The sequence below is a fragment of the Nakamurella deserti genome (assembly GCF_003260015.1).
GTDB classification, from domain to species: domain Bacteria; phylum Actinomycetota; class Actinomycetes; order Mycobacteriales; family Nakamurellaceae; genus Nakamurella; species Nakamurella deserti.
Window position 1 is genome coordinate 618,523 of sequence record NZ_QCXS01000002.1, and the last position, 18,969, is coordinate 637,491.

An 18,969-nucleotide genomic window follows, 5' to 3' on the forward strand; every position below is an offset into this window, starting at 1 on the left:
GCGTAGCGTCGTGGCCATGCCTGCCGCCGCTGTCTCCGCCGACCCCACGACCCTGCGTGCCGACGCCGAGGCGGCGTTGCGCGCGCTCGTCGGTCGCGCCGACGCGCAACTGCGGGACGACCAGTGGACGGCCATCGAGGCGTTGGTGGCCGATCGCCGCCGGGCGCTCGTGGTGCAGCGCACGGGCTGGGGGAAATCGGCGGTGTACTTCGTCGCGACCGCACTGCTGCGGGCCGGCGGTGCCGGCCCGACGGTGATCATCTCGCCGTTGCTGGCGCTGATGCGCAACCAGATCGAGGCCGCCCAGCGGGCCGGCATCCGGGCGGTGACGGTCAACTCGGCGAACCTGCACGAGTGGGGTGCGGTGCACGACGCCATCCGCAACGGCGAGGTGGACGTGCTGCTGGTGTCGCCCGAGCGGCTGAACAACCCCGGCTTCCGGGACGAGGTGCTGCCGACGCTGGCCGCGTCCGCGGGTCTGGTGGTCGTCGACGAGGCGCACTGCATCTCCGACTGGGGTCACGACTTCCGCGCCGACTACCGCCGGATCCGCACCCTGCTGGCCGAGCTGCCCACCGGTATCCCGGTTCTGGCGACCACCGCCACCGCCAACAGCCGCGTCATCGCCGACGTCGCCGAGCAGATGTCCGTCGGCGGCACGGCCACCGGCGAGACCGAGCTCGCCGCCCAGGGGGTGCTGGTGCTGCGCGGCACGTTGGACCGCGACTCGCTGCATCTCGGGGTGCTGAAGCTGGGGGACCAGCCGACCCGGCTGGCGTGGCTGGCCGAGAACCTGCGCACGCTCACCGGTTCCGGGATCATCTACTGCCTCACGGTCGCGGCCACCGCCGAGGTCAGTGAATACCTGACCGGCGCCGGCTACGACGTCGCGAGCTACTCCGGGCAGACGGCGCCGGCCGACCGTGAGCGCGCCGAGCAGGATCTGCAACAGAACCGGGTGAAGGCGCTGGTCGCCACCTCGGCGCTCGGGATGGGCTTCGACAAGCCCGATCTGGGCTTCGTCATCCACCTCGGGGCGCCGCCGTCGCCGATCGCCTACTACCAGCAGGTCGGTCGCGCCGGCCGTGGAGTGGCCGACGCGACGGTGGTGCTGCTCCCGGGCTACGACGACAAGGCCATCTGGGACTACTTCGGCTCCCTCGCGTTCCCGCCCGAGCACGAGGTCAGAGCGGCCATCCGCGCGCTCGAGGAGAGCCCCAAGCCGCTGTCCACGGCCGCCATCGAGACCCACGTCGGACTGCGGCGCACGCGGTTGGAGACCCTGCTCAAGGTGCTCGACGTCGAAGGCGCCGTCCGCCGGGTGCAGGGTGGCTGGACCGCTACCGGGCAGCCCTGGGAGTACGACGCCCAGCGGTACGGGCGGGTGGCGTCGACGCGCAAGGCCGAACAGGACGCGATGCTGGACTACATCGCCACGGACCGGTGCCGACTGCAGTTCCTGCGGCTGGCGCTCGACGACGCCGAGGCCCAGCCCTGCGGGCGTTGCGACACCTGCGGAGGACTGACCCTCCCCGGGGCGCCCGAGGGGGCGGGCGTCGAGGCGGCCCGGGAGGTCCTGCAACGTCCCGGGGTCGGCGTGGAACCCCGCAAGATGTGGCCGACGGGGATGGCCACGTTCGGCTCGTCCTTCACCGGCATGAGCGGCAAGATCCCCGCGGCCGAGCAGTTCTCACCCGGCCGGGCCGTCGCGCGACTCGACGGTATCGGGTGGGGCACCGCCCTGCGGGAGCTGCTGGCCCCGGATCAGCCGGACGGCGAGGTGCCGGTGCCGTTGCGGTATCCGATGGCCGATGTGCTGCGGTCCATGAACGGTCCTGACCGTCCTGACGGCCCTGGCGGCCCTGGCGGTCCTGACGGCTCCTGGGGCGCCGGCGGATCCGCGTTCGACGGCGTGGTCTACGTGGACTCGACCGGCCGGCCGACCCTGGTGGGCCACCTGGCCACCGGCGCCGCGCGGGTGCTGGGAGTTCCCGTGCTCGGCCGGTTGACGCCCCGACCCGACCGGCCGTCGGGCTCCCACGACGTCAACTCGGCCCAACGGCTCCGCGCCGTCGCCGATCGCTTCGAGCTCGACACGGACGCGCCGCTCACCGGCCGCCGCGTGCTGCTGGTCGACGATCGCACGGACTCCGGTTGGACGCTGGCCGTCGCCGCCCGGGTGCTCCGCGCCGCCGGGGCGTCGACCGTCGTACCGTTCACACTGGCGATCGGGTGAGACCGGATCGGATGCGTCCGCGCCGGTGATCCAGGACGCACGCGACCGCACGCATGGTCGTCCGGGGCGTGGGGCACAAGTGGAGTGACGGCCGCATCGGCGGCCGCACCGGTCGTCGTCGGTCACCGTCGTCGTATGTCATGGAAGGAGCAGCCCGGATGCCCCTTTCTGTGCTGGTCACCGGAGCCTCCGGCTTCATCGGATCCCATCTGGTCCCGGCCCTGCTTGCCCAGGGACATCACGTCAGGGCGATGACCCGTCATCCCGACACGTACCAGGGTCAGGGCGAGGCCGTGGCCGGTGACGTCTTCGACCCGGACAGCCTGATCGCGCCCCTCGAGGGCGTCGACGTCGCCTACTACCTGGTGCACTCGTTGGATTCCAACGACTTCGTGGACAAGGACGCCAAGGCCGCGCAGGCGTTCTCGGCCGCGGCGGCCGCCGCCGGGGTCCGCCGCATCATCTACCTGGGCGGCCTCGGCAGCGACGACGACGCCCTGTCCCCGCACCTCAAGTCCCGCCGCGAGGTCGAGAAGCTGCTGGCCTCCGACGGCATCCCGGTGACGAGCCTGCGGGCGGCGGTGGTGATCGGCAACGGCGGTATCTCCTGGGAGATGACCCGGCAGCTGGTCAAGCACCTGCCTGCGATGCTGGCGCCGAAGTGGGTCTACACCCGCACCCAGCCCATCGCGCTGCCGGACGTCATCCGCTACCTCGTCGGCGTGCTGGACAAGCCCGAGAGCGAGGGTGTGTCGTACGAGATCGGCGGGCCCGACGTCCTGCGCTACATCGACATGATGCGGCGCGCGGCGAAGGTGATGAAGCACCGCAAGCTGCCGATCATCCCGGTGCCGCTGCTGTCGCCGCGTCTGTCGTCGGGATGGCTCGCGCTGGTCACCGACGTGGACATGGCCACCGCGCGCAACCTGATCGACTCCATGACCAACGAGGTGGTCGTCAAGGACGACAAGATCACCCGGCTGCTGCCCGGGCGGCTGATCGGCTACGACGAGGCCGTGGAACTCGCGCTGCAGAGCCAGGCGGAGGAACGCGAGCACGAGACGCAGGAGGAGGCGGCCGAACCCGCATGATGCGACGCCTGCCGGATCGCTTCACCCGCTCGGTACGCCCACTGCTGATCGACCGCGTCGAACGCGATCACCGGCAGTCCGACAGCGCGTTCCGGCGACGACGGATCGTCGTGGCGATCACCCTGGTGATCGGCGCGACCCTGCTCGGGGTCTCCCTCGCGGTGCGACCGGGCGATCCGGTCTTCTACCTCCTGACGTTCGGACTGGCCGCGGTGTGGGTCGTCGGTGGTTTCGCGTCCGGTCCGTTGCACCTGGGTCGGATGTCGTGGCGAAACGCGTTGCGGCGGCCCGTGTGGCCGCCGATCCTGCTCGGGATCGCCGCCGCCGCGGTGTTCATCGCCGGTTCACTGATCGTCGCGCAGATCCCGTCGTTGCGGGAGTACACCGAGAACGTGCTGGCGCACGCCCGGTACGGCTCACTCGCGCTGGTCGCGTTGATCACCGCGCTGAACGGCATCGCCGAGGAGATCTTCTTCCGGGGGGCGCTGTTCGCCGCGATCGGCGTGCAGCACCCGGTCGCGATCTCCACCGTCGTGTACGGCTTGGCCACGGTCGCGTCGGGCAATCCGATGCTCGTGTTCGCCGCGCTCATCCTCGGAGTGGTCGTCGGCCTCCAGCGGCGGGCGACCGGCGGCATCCTGGCCCCCATACTGACTCATGTGACCTGGTCCTCCATCATGCTGTTCGCGCTCCCTCCGCTGTTCTCGGCGGTGGGCTGACATGACCGACACCCTCCGCCCGACGGACGTCGCGCCGTCCGACCCGGCAGCGGTCGACTGGGCGGCGCGCGCCGCCGCACTCGACGCCGACGACCCGCTCGCCGCCCACGTCGCCGAGTTCCTTGTCGGTCCGCACTCCGACGTCGTCGCCTACCTCGACGGCAACTCGCTGGGCCGGCCCCTGCGCGCCACCGCCGAGCGGATGGCCGCCTTCATCGACGAGGAGTGGGCGGGCCGGCTGATCCGGGGCTGGACCGACGGCTGGCTGGACCGGCCGCTGGAACTGGGCGACCGACTCGGGGAACTGGCGCTGGGCGCCGCACCCGGACAGGTCGTCCTCGGTGACTCCACGACCGTCTGGCTCTACAAGCTGGCCCGCGCCGGCGTCGCTCAGCGGCCGGGCCGCAGCGAGATCGTCGTCGACACCGACAATTTCCCGACCGACCGCTACGTGATGGACGGCATCGCCGGCGAACTCGGGATGACGGTCCGCTGGGTCGAGACCGACCCGGAGCTCGGCCTCACTCCCGAACTGCTCGCCCCGGCGCTCGGCCCGCAGACCGCTCTGGTCGTCTTCAGTCACGTCGCGTACCGCTCGGGCTACCTCGCCGACGCCCGGGCACTGACCGAGCTGACGCATGCCGCCGGCGGTCTCGTGCTCGCCGACCTGTCGCACTCCGTCGGCTCGGTGCCCGTCGAGCTCGACGACTGGGGCGTCGACCTGGCCACCGGATGCGGCTACAAGTACCTCAACGGCGGTCCGGGCGCACCTGCCTTCGGCTATGTGCGTGCCGAGCACCAGGCCGCCATGTCGCAGCCGATCTGGGGCTGGCTCGGGCGCAAGGACTCGTTCGTGATGGGGGCGGGCTACGAGAAGGCCGACGGCATCCGCGGTTTCGTCTCCGGGACCCCGCCGATCCTGGGACTCGTGCCGCTCGCGGCATCTCTGGAGCAGCTCGGCCGCGCGACGATGGCCGAGGTCCGCACCAAGTCGACGGCCCTGACCACCTTCGCGGTAGACCTGTCCGACGCCTGGCTCGCGCCCCTAGGCGTCCGGCTGACGACGCCCCGCGAGCCGGCGGCCCGCGGCGGGCACATCACCCTCCAGCGGGCGGGCTTCCGGGAGGTCAACGACCGGCTCTGGGCCGACGGCGTGATCCCGGACTACCGGAACCCCGACGCGATCCGCATCGGGCTCGCACCGCTGTCGACCACCTTCACCGAGGTGCACCGCGGTCTCGCCGCGCTGCGGGACGCCATCCGCGACGTCGATTGAGCTATGCCGCCGCGGGGCGATGCGGTGGCCGCCCGTGTCAACGGTCGAAACCGTGGGGGCTGACGGTGGTCGAGGGTCCCGGCAGGAAGTCGTGGGGGCGGCGGTGGCCGGGTGCGATGGGGACCGCGGTGGTTGTGTGGTCGGGTCGAATGCCGTGGGCGGCGGTGGCCGTGTGTCCCGGTCGGGTGCCATGGGGCCCGCGGCGGTTGTGTGGTCCGGTCGAATGCCGTGGGCGGCGGTGGCCGTGTGTCCCGGTCCGGTGCCATGGGGCCCGCGGCGGTTGTGTGGTCCGGTCGAATGCCATGGACGGCGGTGGCTGGGCGTCCCGGTCGGGTGCCATGGGGACCCGCGGCGGTTGTGTGGTCCGGTCGAATCCCGTGGGGGGCGGTGGTCAGGTGCTCCAGGCAGTAGCCGTAAGGCCTTGTGGTGGTCGGGTGATTCCAGCGCGGTGCCGGGGTCGGCGGTGGTCGGGGTGGTCCGGTCGGGATCCGTGGGGGCCAGCGGTGGTCGAGTGGTCGAATGCCGTGGGCGCCGACGGCGATCGGGTGTCCCGGCCGGGCCCGGAGCGCGCCGTGCAGGACGGGCACCATGACCGGTGATCCGACGGACGTTCCTGCGGACGCACCGGCGCGCGCGGCGCTGGCCGAGCGAGCCGTGATCAGCCGGCATGTCCGGTCGCTTTACGGGATGCCCGGGACCGCGCTGGGTGTGGTCGGCTGGCCGCCGAGCCGGTCGGACCGGACCTACCGGCGCTGGCACTACTGGTGGCAGGCCCATCTGCTGGACTGCCTCGTCGATGCCGAGTTGCGAGACCCCGACCCGGTCCGCCGGGGGCGTGTCACCGCGGTGGCGCGGGGGATCCGCTGGCGTAACGGCGGTCGTTGGACGAACAACTACTACGACGACATGGCATGGCTGGGGTTGTCTCTGGAGCGGGCGCGGAGCGCGGGGATCGTCGACGCCTCGGGCGCAATCCGTCGGCTGACCGCGGAGCTGCTCGGCTCCTGGTCGGACACCGACGGCGGAATCCCGTGGCGTCGCGGCGACGACTTCCGCAACGCGCCCGCGAACGGGCCGGCCGCGGTCCTGCTGGCGAGACTCGGACACGTCCGTCGGGCGGCCGACACCGTCGATTGGCTGCTGGACCGGCTGCTCGATCGACCGACCGGGCTGATCATGGACGGGATCCGCGCCGGCGGGGTCCTGCAGCGCGAGATCTACACCTACTGCCAGGGCGTGGTCCTCGGGGCGTGCGTGGAGCTCGCCCACCGGGGCGACGGGGATGACGCCACGCGTTTCGCGGCCCTGGTGCCGCCACTGGTCGCCGCCGTGGAGCGTCATCTGGCACCGGCCGGGGTGCTGCGCGGCCACGGTGGCGGTGACGGGGGACTGTTCACCGGCATCCTGGCCCGTTACCTGGCGCTGGTCGCCGTCGGGCTTCCGGGGGACGGAGCGGAGGCCGTCGTTACCCGCCACGCCGCCGGTCGGCTGGTCACCGCATCGGCTCAGGCTGCGTGGACCCACCGGGCCGAGGTCGCCGGCCTGCCGCTGTTCGGGGACGACTGGTCGAACGGCGCGCAGGTGCCCAGCAGCACCGGGGCCGGCTGGTTGGACGACGGGGCCACCGGCTCGTCCCGGCAACCTCAGCGCGATCTGTCGGTGCAGCTCGGCGGCTGGATGCTGCTCGAAGCGGCGGCCACGCTGCCGGTGGGCTGAAGGCCGAGCTCGCGGCGTTCGCGCGACGGTGGCGATCCCTGACAAATGCGAGCGCGTCCGCGGGCACCCTCCCGGCGGCTGCAGGGCGAGCGGCGAGGGGCGAGCGTGCCCGGCCCCCACGCGGGCGGCCGCCCCGCAACCGACCCGGCCGTCATCACCTGCGAGGACGTGGTCCTGCGTCAGCGCACCGGCGTCCGGAGCACCTGCCCGGGGCTTCGGCCGTCACGCGCCGGACGCGCTCGTCGCACCTGGGCGCGCCGGCATCAGGAGCACCTGCCCGGGGGCTTCCGCCGTCATGCGCCGGGCGACCTCGTCGCGCCTGGGCGCGCCGGCATGAGGAGCACCTACCCGGGGGCTTCGGCCATCACGCGCCGGACGACCTCGTCGCGCCTGGGCGCGCCGGCATGAGGAGCACCTGCCCGGGGCTTCGGCCGTCACGCGCCGGACGACCTCGTCGCGCCCGGGCGCGCCCGCATGAGGAGCACCTGCCCGGGGCTTCGGCCATCACGCGCCGGACGACCTCATCGCGCCCGGGCGCGCCGGCATGAAGAGCACCTGCCCGGGGGCTTCCGCCATCACGCGCCCAGCGCGTCACCGCACCGGCGTCAGGAGCACCTTCCGCCATCACGCGCCGGACGACCTCGTTCCGCCTCAGCGCACCGGCATCAGGAGCACCTGCCCGGGGGACTCCCGGTACGAGGGCGTCCGTCGCGGTCGGCGACGAGGAAGCCGCCGCTGCATCCGAGCCGTGCCGGGGTCGGAGAGCGCCGCGTTGGACAGCCACACGGGTGGGACGTCCTCGAGCGCGGTGGCGTCGGGACGGGTGTAGTGGTCGATCTCCAGCAGCGGCTGGCGGTGCGACCGGCACAGCGGAACGCGGCGGTGGACGCGCTCGAAGGCGAACGAGCACAGGACCACGTCGACCCGCGAGCCGCACATCGCGCACGGGTGGGCACTCGGTGGTGGGAGGGGGTGAAGCGTTCGTATGTTCGACTCGGTGACCATGGCGCGAAGCATGGCACGCACCACCGACAATGCCGTCTGGCGAGCTCCGCGGCCGCTGGAGCGCCCCGCTCCCACGGCGTCGCAGCGCATCTGCCCCGACGCGGTCACCGTCATCGGCGGGCGCGGTCGCTTCCCGCCCGCGTAGCGTGGGTACCTGCCCAGAGCCGGCGACCGCCGTACTTCTGTGACCCGTGGAGGAATCATGCCTGTCCGTACCGCCCGCACCGCCTGGAACGGGACCCTGGAGGCCGGCAGCGGCCAGGTCGAGCTGTCCAGCTCCAAGGTCGGGACCTTCGAGGTCTCGTTCCCCAAGCGCGCGGCCGACGACGCCGGCGGGACCACCAGCCCCGAGGAACTGATCGCCGCCGCCCACTCGTCCTGCTACGCCATGCAGCTCTCGGCGCTGATCGGCCAGGCCGGCGGCACCCCGGAGTCGCTCGAGGTCACCGCAGACGTCACCCTCGGCCCGGACAACCCCGGCTTCAAGATCAGCACCATCAAGCTGACCGTCCGTGGTGAGGTCAGCGGACTGGACGCGGCGGGCTTCGCCCAGGCCGCGCAGGCCGCCAAGGAGACCTGCCCGGTCTCCAAGGCGCTCGCCGGTGTCACCATCACCCTGGACGCCTCGCTCGAGAGCTGAACCGAGCCGCACGGCCGACGGAACCGGCGTCACCCTCGCGGTGGCGCCGGTTCCGTGCTTCCGGGACCCGCGTAGGGTCCTGGGACGGTGAAACAGAGCGCCTGACGTACTGCTCGAAAGGCAGGGGCAGGATGAGCAAGAACCAACGTCTGTTCCGGTGCAGTCCCGCGGCCGTGTTCCGGGTGATCAGCAACGGCTGGCTGTACCCGTCGTGGGTGGTCGGCGCCTCGCGGATGCGCCAGGTCGACGCCCACTGGCCGGCGGAGGGTTCTCAGCTGCACCACTCTTTCGGCACCTGGCCCGTGCTCATCGACGACGTCACGACCGTCCTGAAATTCGTCCCCGACGAACTGATCATGATGCGGGCCAAGGGCTGGCCCGCCGGTGAGGCCGACGTCATCATCGAAGCGACGCCGGCCCCGGGCGGCTGCACCGTGTCGCTGTACGAGGACGCCGTGAAGGGGCCGGGCACGCTGGTCCCCGGGGTCGTCCGGCACCCGGTGCTGAAGTGGCGCAACGTGGAGACACTGCGGCGACTGGCGTTCATCGCGGAGGGGGAGTCCGGCCACACCAGCCCGGAGGCCGAGGACTGAGCGACCGACGGGCTGTCGGTCAGGACCGCTCGGCGAACTCCCACCAGGCGTCGTCACGGCTGTCGGTGACGGCGGTGACCCGCTCACCCGGGCGGGGGATCAGCACCGACACCCCGTGGGCGGCGGCGGCGGTCAGCAACCGGGTGACCGGTTCGACCCAGGCGTGGAAGGCCAGGTCGAACGTCGCCCAGTGGATCGGCATCAACACCCCGCCCCGGACGTCGAGATGGGTGCGGACCGCCTCCTCCGGATTGAGGTGGATGTCGGCCCACCGCGGGTCGTAGGCACCGATCGGCATCAGCGTCAGGTCGAACGGGCCGAGCGCCGCGCCGACGTCGGCGAAGGTCGGCGTGTAGCCGGTGTCGCCACCGAAGAACACGCGGTGCCGCGGGCCGACCACTGCCCACGACGACCACAGGGTGTCGTCCCGTTTCAGGCTGCGTCCGGAGAAGTGCCGCGCCTGGATGCAGGTGAAGGTGAGGTCGCCGACGCGGTGCACCCCGTCCCAGTCCAGCTCGACGACACGGTCGTCCGGGACCCCCCACGACCGCAGGTGGCCGCCCACGCCGAGGGGAACCACGAAGGGTGCCGAGTGCCGGTCGCGCAGCATCCGCACGGTGTCGAGGTCGAGATGGTCGTAGTGGTCGTGCGAGATGACGATCGCGTCGATCGACGGCAGGTCGTCGAAGGCGATCGGCACCGCGTGCATCCGCTTCGGCCCGACCTGCTGCGACGGCGACACCCGCTCCGACCACACCGGGTCGGCCAGCACGCGCATTCCGTCGATCTCCAGCAGCGCGCTCGCGTGCCCCAGCCAGGTCACGGCGAGGTCCGCCGCCGGGCCGCGGTGGTCGGAGGCGACCAGTGGCACGGGGCGCGGCGGCTTGCCGATGTCGCCCCGCGTGAGCATCGCCGCCACCATGCCGGGCATCGACCCTGGGGAGATGACCCCGCTGGGCAACAGGTTGTGGAACGACGTGCCGTCGAAATGGTCGCTCACCGGCAGGCCGGCGGACGTGCGGCGCCAGCTCGCGCCGAACGCGGTGGTGACGCTGCTCCCCGTCCGGACGAGGAGGCCGGCGCCCACCGCGGCCGCCGACGCGGTGACCAGACGGGCGACGCACGGCAACAGGGAACGCGGGACGGAGACCATCCCGACATTGTCACCCGGCCGCGCAGGCGGCCAGGCGGGTTCGGCGCAGGGCGCAATCCCCCGCTGAACTGCCGCTAGGCTCTCCGGCGGGGCGGTAGCTCAGTCGGTCAGAGCAGCAGACTCATAACCTGCCAGGCGAGGGTTCGAGCCCCTCCCGCCCCACACTCGTGGTCGCCGACGTGACCGTGACCGAACCCGGCGCGCCCGGCACCATCGCGGCGTTCGCGGGACCGGACCGACCCGATGTCTCCGACCTGAACTTCGAGGGCGGCCAGACCGTGCCCGATCTGGTGGCAGTGCCCCGCGCCGCCGACGGCAGCGTCACCCTGGCGGACAACAGCACCGGTCCCAGCCACCTGATCGTCGACGTGGCCGACTGCTTCCGGGGCTGGTGAGGCCTCATCCGGTGGCCCGGACAGCGCCATCTGCCGTGATCGGGGTGACTGTCGGTGGGCGGTGCCATCATCGAAACCGGTTGACGAGGGCGTGACCGCGCGGGTGGACTGACCAGCGGCGACGTTTCGCGCAGGGTCAGCCGCCGGCATCGACGAGAGGGGTCCGTCATCACCGCACCTGCCATCGAGGCGATCAATCTGGTCAAGCAGTTCGGCGACAACCGGGCTGTCGACGACGTGAGCTTCACCGTGCCGCAGGGCACCGTCCTGGGCCTGCTCGGGCCCAACGGCGCGGGCAAGACGACGACCGTCCGGATGATGACGACGCTGTCCAGGCCGACCTCGGGCCGGGCCCGGGTCGCCGGGTACGACGTCGCGACCCAGCCCGACGAGGTCCGCAGGTCGATGGGCCTCACCGGCCAGGCCGCCACCGTCGACGAGTTGCTGACCGGCCGGCAGAACCTCTGGATGATCGGCAAGCTGTACGGCCTGTCGACGAAGGACACCCGGCGGATCGCCGACGACCTGCTCGACCGGTTCGCGCTGTCCGACGCTGCCACCAAGGTGGTCAGGGAGTACTCCGGCGGCATGCGACGCCGCCTCGACCTGGCCGTCAGCCTGGTCGCGGTCCCGCCGGTGCTGTTCCTGGACGAACCGACGACGGGTCTGGACCCCCGCAGCCGGTTGGAGTTGTGGGAGGTGCTGCGGCAGCTGGTGCGCGACGGGACGACGTTGCTGCTCACGACGCAGTACCTGGAGGAGGCCGACCGGTTGGCCGACGAGATCGTCGTCATCGACCACGGACGGGTCATCGCCGCCGGCACCCCGCTGCAGCTCAAGGATTCGTCGGGGGAGGCCGCGGTCGTCATCACCGTCTCGCACGTCGAGGACCTGCCGGCCGCGGCGGACCTGGTGCGCGCCCACGTCAGCGAGGTCTTCGTCGATGAGTCCGCCCGCCAGATCACCGCACCCGCAGGCGGTCTCGCAGACATGACCAGGATCGCCGTGCTCTTCGAGAACAGCACCATCGAGATCGACGACCTCGGGCTGAAGCGCCCGAGCCTGGACGACGTGTTCCTCGCCCTGACGGGTCACCGGGCCGAGAACACCCCCACCCACACGACGGGAGCCGCCTCATGACCACCACCACGGTCCGCAGCTTCGACGCGGTCGAGCGACCGCAGGCACGGCCCACCGGCGTGCTGCGGCAGGCGGGTGTCCTCGTCCGCCGCAACTTCACCCACATCCGCCGTCAGCCCGAGATGTTGATGGACGTGACCATCCAGCCCGTCATGTTCGTGCTGTTGTTCGCGTTCGTCTTCGGTGGTTCGATCCAGACCGACTCCGGCAGCTACCGGGAGTGGCTGCTGCCCGGGATCATGGGCCAGACCATGGCGTTCGCGGCCTTCATCGTGGCCATCGGGCTGACCGCCGACCTTCAGAAGGGCATCATCGACCGCTTCCGGTCACTGCCCATCGCGCCCAGCGCGGTCCTGGTCGGCCGCAGCGTGTCCGCGCTCATCCACTCGAGCATCGGCATCGTGGTCATGGCGGTGACGGGCCTGCTGATCGGGTGGCGGATCCGTACCGGCGTCGGCGAAGCGGTCCTGGGGTTCGCGCTTCTGCTGCTGTTCGGCTTCGCCACCATCTGGCTGGGCATCTGGGTGGGCTCGGCCATGCGGTCGGTGGAAGCCGTGAACGGGGTCATGTTCACCACCATCTTCCCGGTGACCTTCCTGGCCAACACCTTCGCGCCGACCGACAACATGGTGACCTGGCTGCGCACCATCGCCGAGTGGAATCCGATCTCGGCGTTGGTGCAGGCCATGCGGGAGCTCTGGGGCAACGTGCCCGGACCCACTCCGGGCGCCGCCTGGCCACTGCAGCACGCTGAACTGGTGTCCGTCGGCTGGTCGGTGCTGCTGACCGCGATCTTCGCGCCGCTGGCCATCCGGTCGTACCGCCGGCGGACCACCGACTGACCGGGTGTCCCGGTCGCGGCGGGTCGGGTCAGCGGCGGCGCAGAACGTACGAGAGCCCGCCGGCGGCCACCACGGCGGCGCCGGCGAGTACCGACGCCCCGGGGAGGGTGGCGGCGAGGACGAGGCAACCGACGACACCGGTGACGGGGACGAGCCGGGGCGGTCGGCCCTCGGCGGCGGACAGGGTCCACGCCGACACGTTGGCCACGGCGTAGTAGACGAGCACACCGAACGACGAGAAGCCGATCGCCGAACGGAGATCGACGACCGCCGCCACCGCCGCCACCACCACGCCGACGGCGAGCTCCGCACGGTGCGGTACGTGAAACCGCGGGTGCACCGCCGCCAGTGCCTTCGGCAGATGCCCGTCCCGGGCCATCGCCAAGGTCGTCCTGGACACCCCGAGGACCAGCGCGAGCAGGGAACCCGCCGCGGCGGCGACCGCGCCCGCCCGCACGACGGGCGCGAGTCCGGGGACACCGGCCGCCGATACGGCCCGGGCCAGCGGATCGGTGGCCGCGGCCAGACCGCCGGCGCCGAGCACGTGCAGCAGCGTGAGCAACACCGCCAGGTAGACCGCCACCGTCACACCCAACGCGATCGGGATCGCCCGCGGGATGGTCGTCGCCGGCTCCCGGACCTCTTCGCCGAGGGTGGCGATCCGCGCGTATCCGGCGAAGGCAAAGAACAACAGCCCTGCCGCCTGGAGCACGCCCGCGACGCCGACCGGAGCGACCGCATCGCGTGCGGCACCACGATCCGCGCCGGCGCCAGTCACGACCACTGTGATCAGCACCAGTAGCACGAACGCCACCACGAGTCGGCTCGCCAGCGCCGACTTCTGCACGCCCACGTAATTCACCGCGGTCAGCGTGAGCACCGCCGCCACCGCGACCGCGTGCGCATGGTCGGGCCTCAGGTAGGCGCCGACGGTCAACGCCATCGCCGCGCACGACGCCGACTTGCCCACGACGAACGACCACCCCGCCAGATGACCCCAGAACGGGCCGAGCCGCTCACGGCCGTAGACGTACGTGCCGCCGGACGCCGGATACCGGGCGGCCAATCGGGCCGACGATGTCGCGTTGCAGTAGGCCACCACGGCGGCCACGGCCAGGGCGGCGGGCAGCCAGGCTCCGGCCGCCGCAGCCGCCGGCCCGAACGCGGCGAAGACGCCGGCTCCGATCATCGCGCCCAGCCCGATCACCACGGCGTCGAAGGTGCCCAGCCGCCTGCTCAACGACGGACCGCCCGATCCGTCCGGTGCAGACATCGATCCCCTCCCGGTCGGCGGACGTCCGAGCCACATCCTGCCCCGAGGCCGTCCGTCGGCCGCATCCGACGGCGGTCCGCTGGTGGTCGTTCCCACCGGACACCGATCGGTCGCACCCGCCGGACCGGGCGCCCGAGGGCCTGCCGCCCACCGGCGGGCTCGTCTAGGGTTTCGGCTGTGCCGGAGCCCAAGCCGCAACAGCCCGAGTTGCTGCTGCCCGACGTCGCTGCGTGGCGGGACTGGCTGGCCGCCCACCACACCGAACCGCTCGGGGTGTGGCTGCGGCTGGCCAAGAAGGGCACCACCGACCCCACGTCGCTGACCTACCAGCAGGCCCTTCAGGAGGCGTTGTGCTACGGCTGGATCGACGGTCAGGCGCGTTCCTGCGATGCGGCCACGTCGTTCCAGCGGTTCACCCCCCGGCGGGCTCGCAGCCCGTGGTCGCAGCGCAACGTCGACTTCGTCGCCGCGCTCACCGCTGAGGGACGGATGCAGCCCTCGGGTCTCGCGGAGGTCGAGCGGGCCAAGGCCGACGGCCGCTGGGCCGCCGCCTACTCCCAGGCCAGCCTGGCCGATCCGCCGGACCTGATGGCTGCGATCGCCGAGGTGCCGGCGGCGGCCGCGATGTACGAGATCCTCACCAAGCAGAACAGGTTCGCGCTCGCGTTCCGGCTGAACAGCCTGAAGCGACCCGAGACACGGGCCCGCCGCATCGCCGAATTCGTCGACATGCTGGCCCGCGGCGAGACCCTGTACCCGCAGAAGCGCCGACCCACCGACAGCTGATCACGGCGCCGTCGCGCCGCGGTGGCGCCGCCCAGTACTTCGCGCAACCGCGGCGCGACGCCGGCCGGGTCGTCGGCGAGGCGGTGCGGTGCGGCCGCAAGGAGGCGGTGTCGGGTACTGGTGGTGCTCATCGGGACTCCCCGGTGCGGGGACCGGGCCGGGCCTTTCACGCACAGACCCGCCGGGTCCGGCAGACTCCTCGGTCGTGGGCGATCTCTGACGTGGACGCCGCCCCGGCGAACGACCTGACCCTCGCGCGGGCCGGTGACGACGACGCCTTCACCCGACTGGTCGCCCCGCTGCGCCCCGAGCTGCACGCCCACTGCTACCGGCTGCTGGGTTCGGCCCACGACGCCGACGACGCGCTGCAGGACGCGCTGCTGCGGGCCTGGAGAGGCGTGGCCGGGTTCGAGTCCCGCAGCTCGTGGCGCACCTGGATGTACACCGTCGTGACCCGGGTCTGCCTCGACGCATTGCGCGGCCGGTCCCGCCGGGCGCTGCCGATGGACCTCGGGCCGCCGTCGGCGCATCCGGTGCTCGACGACCGGCCGGCTACCGGGACCCACTGGCTGGAGCCGTACGCGGTCGCCGGCCTGGGGGAGGGGCCGCTGTCGCCCGCCGCCCGGTACGAGCAGCGGGAGGCGGTGGAAGTGGCGTTCGTCGCCGCGGTGTCGCACCTGCCGCCCAACCAACGCGCCGTGCTGGTGCTGTTCGACGTGCTCGGGATGTCGGCGGCCGAGATCGCCGACGTCGTCGGTACCTCCGTGCCCGCGGTGACGAGTGCGCTGCAGCGCGCCCGCCGGGTGGTCGCCGAACGCGTCCCGCCCCGCTCCCAGCAGCAGACGCTCCGACAGGTCGGGGATGGCCGGGTCCGCTCACTCGTCGAGGGCTTCGCCGCGGCGTTGGAGCAGGGTGACGTCCCCCGGCTGACCGCGCTGCTGACGGCCGACGTCACCTGGTCGATGCCGCCGCTGCCGCGCTGGTACGGCGGGCGAACGGCCGCCGTGGCCTTCGCCGCCGCCGTTCCGATGGCGACCTGCGGGGCGTGGCGGCACCGGGCGGTCACCGCCAACGGTCAGCCCGCCGTCGCGGGATACCTGTGCGCGGACGGCAGCGGGGTCTTCCGGGCCTGGGCGGTCACCGTGCTCACCGTCGACGGCGGACTGGTCGGCGGGATCACCTCGTTCCTCGGTGTGGACCACTTCCCGCGGTTCGGACTGCCGACCGAACTGCGCTGACGAGACCGGACGCGACCCACGGCTGCGGTCAGGTCGCCGCGGGGTCCAGCGCCTCCCTGGGGTTCTGAGCCTCCCCGAGATCCTGAGCCTCCGCCGGGTCCGCCTCGGCGGCCCGCTGCGCGGCGGCCCGTTTCCGCCGCTTGCCTTCGTGCATGGCCTGCACCCGGGCCACCGGGATGGTGTGTCCCTCGGCGACGAGGGCCTGCGGAAGTCGTTGCCGCGCCGGCAGGGTCGCCGACCACGGGTCGTGCGCGCCCAGCAGGCCGGGCACCGTGCGGACGGTCAGCTCGTCGGGCACGACGTCGTCGAGTCCGTCCCACCCAACCGGGAACGACACCGGCACGCCGGGACGGGCCCGCGGGCTGTAGGTGGCCACCAGCGTCGCCCCGCCGGACCGGGTCGAGTCGACGAACACCCGGCCGCCGCGGTCGTCCTTGATGTAGGCGACGGTGGCGAGCTCCGGGTCGAGGGCCGCGGCGCGGGCACCGAGGGCGCGGGTCGCGGCGGCCGCGTCGTCCACCGTGGTGTCGGGAGCGACCGGCACCAGGATGTGCAGGCCCTTCGACCCGCTGGTCTTCACCGCGCCGACGAGGCCCGCATCGGCCAGCGCCTGCTGCACGAGTCGCGCAGTCCGCACCACCGTGCCGTCGCGACCCCACCGCTCCCGACCGTCCGACTCGGGCGGGTCGAGGTCGAGAACCACCCAGGACACGGTGTTCTCGGGTGCGGTGAGCACGGTGACGTGGTACTCCACCGCGCGTTGGTTGCCGAACCACAGCAGCGTCCGGGGATCGTCGGCCACCGCGTAGGCGATCTCCCGGTGCGAGGCCGACGACCACACCGGCAGCCGGGGGATCCAGGCCGGAGCGGTCGGCGGGAGGTTCTTCTGCATGAACGGCGGTTGCCCCGGCCGGATGCGCACGACCGACAACGGGCGGCCGGACAGCCCCGGCAGCATCCGGTCGGCCATCACCTCCAGGTAGTCGACGAGGTCGCGCTTCGTCGCGCCCGCCCCGTCGAAGAGGGTCTGGTCGAGGTTGGTCAGCTCGACGCCGAACCGGGTCTCCACCGTGCGCGCCATGTGTCTCCGCTCGTGGTACCGACACCGCCGTGTCCGACCGTAACGCGTGCACCGCCGGGCGGATCTCGTCCGGGCTGATCGCACCGCCAGACCCACCTGATCGACGGAACACGGCCCGCCGTTGACGACGTTCAGTCAGCGCAGATCTGCACTCGCCCTCTGGTGCATCACCCGTTCGTGACTTACAGTCCTATTCCTCCCCGCTGATCCGACATGTCCGTGTCGTGTGTCCGAGCGGGCTGGAGACAAAGGGGTCGGCGCGTGAAGAAGTGGTTGACGGCTGGGGTGGCGGTCGTGGTGGGGATGACGGTGGTGTTGCCAGGGGTGGCGCACGCCGCCGACAAGGTCATCGTGGTGCCGCAGGATTTCGTCAGGAGTCTGAGCGACACCCGGGCGACCGGGCACTACGAGATCGCGGGCACCGGGCTGCACATCTCCACCGAAGGGTCCACCAGCACGGACAAGGTCGCGGAGTACGTCTCGAGCAGCAGGGCGCTCGCCGGGGTGGGGGAGCCGTCACTCGACTACACCCCGACTTTCGGTGGCCTGCCCGGCTTCCAGTTGATCGTCGACTTCGACAACGACAAGGCGGCGGACGGGATCCTCGTCGGTGAGAAGATCTACGGCAACGACTGGTGGGCCAGCAACGGGTCGGCGCAGTTCGTCAAGAATGCCGCCCCCTCCCACGCGCCCGGGTCGGGCAGCGACAACCACGGGACCCTGGACGAGTGGCGCACGGCGTTCCCGGCCGCCACCGTTCTCGCGTTTGGCTTCTCGCTCGGCTCCGGCGTGCACGGCGACGGAGTTCTGAACGCCATCAACCTGGGCGGCGACCGCTACACCTTCACCGACAAGGCTCCCGACACCACCGCCCCCACGGTGACCTGCGACATCGCCCTCCCCGGACCTGACGTCGCCTTCGGCAGCACCACCCTGGTGACCGCCACCGTCACCGACGCCGGCTCCGGCCCGGCGGCGGTCGCGGTCTCCGGCGCAGCCGACACGGCCTCCCTCGGGACCAAGACCATCACGCTGACCGGAACCGACAACGCGGGGAACACGGCCTCCGCCACGTGTGCCTACACCGTGGTCGCCGGAGCCCCCACCCAGCTGACCGTGGTGTCGGGAAGCGGCCAGAAGGCCGCCGTCGGAACCGCCTTCGCCCAGCCGGTACGGATCCGGGTGACCGACGCGGGCGGCAACCCGGTCGGCAACGTCGGCGTCACCTTCACGGCGCCGCCGAACACGGGGGCGTCGGGCACGTTCACGTCGACGACGGTCACCACCGGGCAGGACGGCATCGCCTCCGTCAATGTCACCGCCAACGCGAAAACCGGTGTCTGGCAGGGGTCGGCCACCACGGGCGACCTCACCGCCGGGTTCTCGCTGACCAACACACCGGCGCCGCCGAAGAAGGCCGACCTGCGGGTCACCCTGACCGGTCCGTCGGAGATCGCCAGGAACAAGAGCGGCACCTACACGGTGACCGTCCGCAATCTCGGCCCGGACACGGCGACCGACGTCCTCACGTCCGTGGTGCTGCCCTGCACGATCGTCTCCGTCACCTTGACGGGCGGCGGGCAGCGCGCCGGCAGCCTGGTGGTGTTCCCGACCGCGAAGTCCCTGGCCTCGGGCGCCTCGGTGACCTACACCGTGACGGTGAAGGCGACCGCGAAGGGCAGCGGTGTCGTGGCCGCCGGAGCCGCCTCGCTGCGGACCGGGGATCCCGTGCTCGCCAACAACGCCGCGGCGGTGAAGCTCACCGTCCGGTGACCCCACCGCGAC

General features: G+C 72.1%; 18 protein-coding genes and 1 tRNA gene. 15 read left to right on the forward strand and 4 right to left on the reverse strand.

Annotated elements, in window-relative coordinates:
• Window positions 1-16: 16 nt before the first annotated feature.
• The 5 genes from DB033_RS02985 to DB033_RS03005 all read left to right on the forward strand — a co-directional run bounded on the left by DB033_RS02985 (window position 17) and on the right by DB033_RS03005 (window position 7,038).
• The gene (locus tag DB033_RS02985) at window positions 17-2,236 is read left to right on the forward strand and encodes a RecQ family ATP-dependent DNA helicase (RefSeq protein WP_111767194.1); all 2,220 of its coding nucleotides are present in this window, start codon (window positions 17-19) and stop codon (window positions 2,234-2,236) included.
• A 158-nt stretch (window positions 2,237-2,394) separates the two neighbouring features.
• Window positions 2,395-3,327: an NAD(P)H-binding protein gene (locus tag DB033_RS02990; RefSeq protein WP_111765387.1), complete on the forward strand. Its 933-nt coding sequence runs from the start codon at window positions 2,395-2,397 to the stop codon at window positions 3,325-3,327.
• Entirely contained in the window at window positions 3,327-4,046 is a 720-nt protein-coding gene (locus tag DB033_RS02995; RefSeq protein WP_111765388.1) for a CPBP family intramembrane glutamic endopeptidase, read from the forward strand. The genes DB033_RS02990 and DB033_RS02995 overlap by 1 nt, the downstream gene beginning before the upstream one ends.
• A gap of 1 nt (window position 4,047) precedes the next feature.
• Window positions 4,048-5,322, forward strand: a complete 1,275-nt coding sequence (locus DB033_RS03000) for a kynureninase (protein WP_111765389.1) — start codon at window positions 4,048-4,050, stop codon at window positions 5,320-5,322.
• A gap of 687 nt (window positions 5,323-6,009) precedes the next feature.
• A complete protein-coding gene (locus tag DB033_RS03005) occupies window positions 6,010-7,038 on the forward strand; it encodes a glycoside hydrolase family 76 protein (RefSeq protein WP_240615708.1) in 1,029 nt (342 codons plus the stop codon).
• Between the two features lie 651 nt (window positions 7,039-7,689).
• Here DB033_RS03005 and DB033_RS03010 read toward each other — a convergent pair.
• The gene (locus DB033_RS03010) at window positions 7,690-7,977 is read right to left on the reverse strand and encodes a hypothetical protein (RefSeq protein WP_111765391.1); all 288 of its coding nucleotides are present in this window, start codon (window positions 7,975-7,977) and stop codon (window positions 7,690-7,692) included.
• A gap of 76 nt (window positions 7,978-8,053) precedes the next feature.
• On the opposite strand from DB033_RS03010, the gene DB033_RS21605 reads away from it, so the two are divergent.
• The 3 genes from DB033_RS21605 (at window position 8,054) to DB033_RS03020 (ending at window position 9,276) form a co-directional block, all read left to right on the forward strand.
• Window positions 8,054-8,188: a hypothetical protein gene (locus tag DB033_RS21605; protein WP_276309189.1), complete on the forward strand. Its 135-nt coding sequence runs from the start codon at window positions 8,054-8,056 to the stop codon at window positions 8,186-8,188.
• Window positions 8,189-8,245: 57 nt separating this feature from the next.
• Window positions 8,246-8,683, forward strand: a complete 438-nt coding sequence (locus DB033_RS03015; RefSeq protein WP_111765392.1) for an OsmC family peroxiredoxin — start codon at window positions 8,246-8,248, stop codon at window positions 8,681-8,683.
• A gap of 131 nt (window positions 8,684-8,814) precedes the next feature.
• Window positions 8,815-9,276: an SRPBCC family protein gene (locus tag DB033_RS03020; RefSeq protein WP_111765393.1), complete on the forward strand. Its 462-nt coding sequence runs from the start codon at window positions 8,815-8,817 to the stop codon at window positions 9,274-9,276.
• Window positions 9,277-9,295: 19 nt separating this feature from the next.
• Here the strand turns inward: DB033_RS03020 and DB033_RS03025 are convergent, their stop codons facing one another.
• Window positions 9,296-10,429, reverse strand: coding sequence for an MBL fold metallo-hydrolase (locus DB033_RS03025; protein WP_111765394.1), 1,134 nt, complete (start codon window positions 10,427-10,429; stop codon window positions 9,296-9,298).
• An 88-nt stretch (window positions 10,430-10,517) separates the two neighbouring features.
• Between DB033_RS03025 and DB033_RS03030 the strand changes: the two genes are divergently transcribed.
• The 4 genes from DB033_RS03030 (at window position 10,518) to DB033_RS03045 (ending at window position 12,806) form a co-directional block, all read left to right on the forward strand.
• Window positions 10,518-10,591 (forward strand) — tRNA-Ile (locus DB033_RS03030).
• 17 nt (window positions 10,592-10,608) lie between these two features.
• Window positions 10,609-10,824, forward strand: a complete 216-nt coding sequence (locus tag DB033_RS03035) for a hypothetical protein (protein WP_157970473.1) — start codon at window positions 10,609-10,611, stop codon at window positions 10,822-10,824.
• 168 nt (window positions 10,825-10,992) lie between these two features.
• Window positions 10,993-11,964 (forward strand): ATP-binding cassette domain-containing protein, encoded by a 972-nt coding sequence (locus DB033_RS03040; protein ID WP_111765396.1) that lies wholly within the window; start codon window positions 10,993-10,995, stop codon window positions 11,962-11,964.
• Window positions 11,961-12,806, forward strand: coding sequence for an ABC transporter permease (locus DB033_RS03045; RefSeq protein WP_111765397.1), 846 nt, complete (start codon window positions 11,961-11,963; stop codon window positions 12,804-12,806). The genes DB033_RS03040 and DB033_RS03045 overlap by 4 nt, the downstream gene beginning before the upstream one ends.
• A gap of 28 nt (window positions 12,807-12,834) precedes the next feature.
• Here the strand turns inward: DB033_RS03045 and DB033_RS03050 are convergent, their stop codons facing one another.
• A complete protein-coding gene (locus DB033_RS03050) occupies window positions 12,835-14,079 on the reverse strand; it encodes an APC family permease (RefSeq protein ID WP_111765398.1) in 1,245 nt (414 codons plus the stop codon).
• A 177-nt stretch (window positions 14,080-14,256) separates the two neighbouring features.
• Here DB033_RS03050 and DB033_RS03055 point away from each other — a divergent pair, with 177 nt between their 5' ends.
• Complete coding sequence (locus DB033_RS03055) at window positions 14,257-14,865, forward strand: YdeI/OmpD-associated family protein (protein WP_111765399.1); 609 nt, start codon at window positions 14,257-14,259, stop codon at window positions 14,863-14,865.
• 212 nt (window positions 14,866-15,077) lie between these two features.
• Complete coding sequence (locus tag DB033_RS03060; RefSeq protein ID WP_111767195.1) at window positions 15,078-16,103, forward strand: sigma-70 family RNA polymerase sigma factor; 1,026 nt, start codon at window positions 15,078-15,080, stop codon at window positions 16,101-16,103.
• 28 nt (window positions 16,104-16,131) lie between these two features.
• Here DB033_RS03060 and DB033_RS03065 read toward each other — a convergent pair whose 3' ends face one another.
• A complete protein-coding gene (locus DB033_RS03065) occupies window positions 16,132-17,184 on the reverse strand; it encodes a DNA polymerase domain-containing protein (RefSeq protein ID WP_205843622.1) in 1,053 nt (350 codons plus the stop codon).
• Between the two features lie 261 nt (window positions 17,185-17,445).
• On the opposite strand from DB033_RS03065, the gene DB033_RS03070 reads away from it, so the two are divergent.
• A complete protein-coding gene (locus DB033_RS03070) occupies window positions 17,446-18,957 on the forward strand; it encodes a CARDB domain-containing protein (protein WP_157970474.1) in 1,512 nt (503 codons plus the stop codon).
• The last annotated feature ends 12 nt before the right edge of the window (window positions 18,958-18,969 follow it).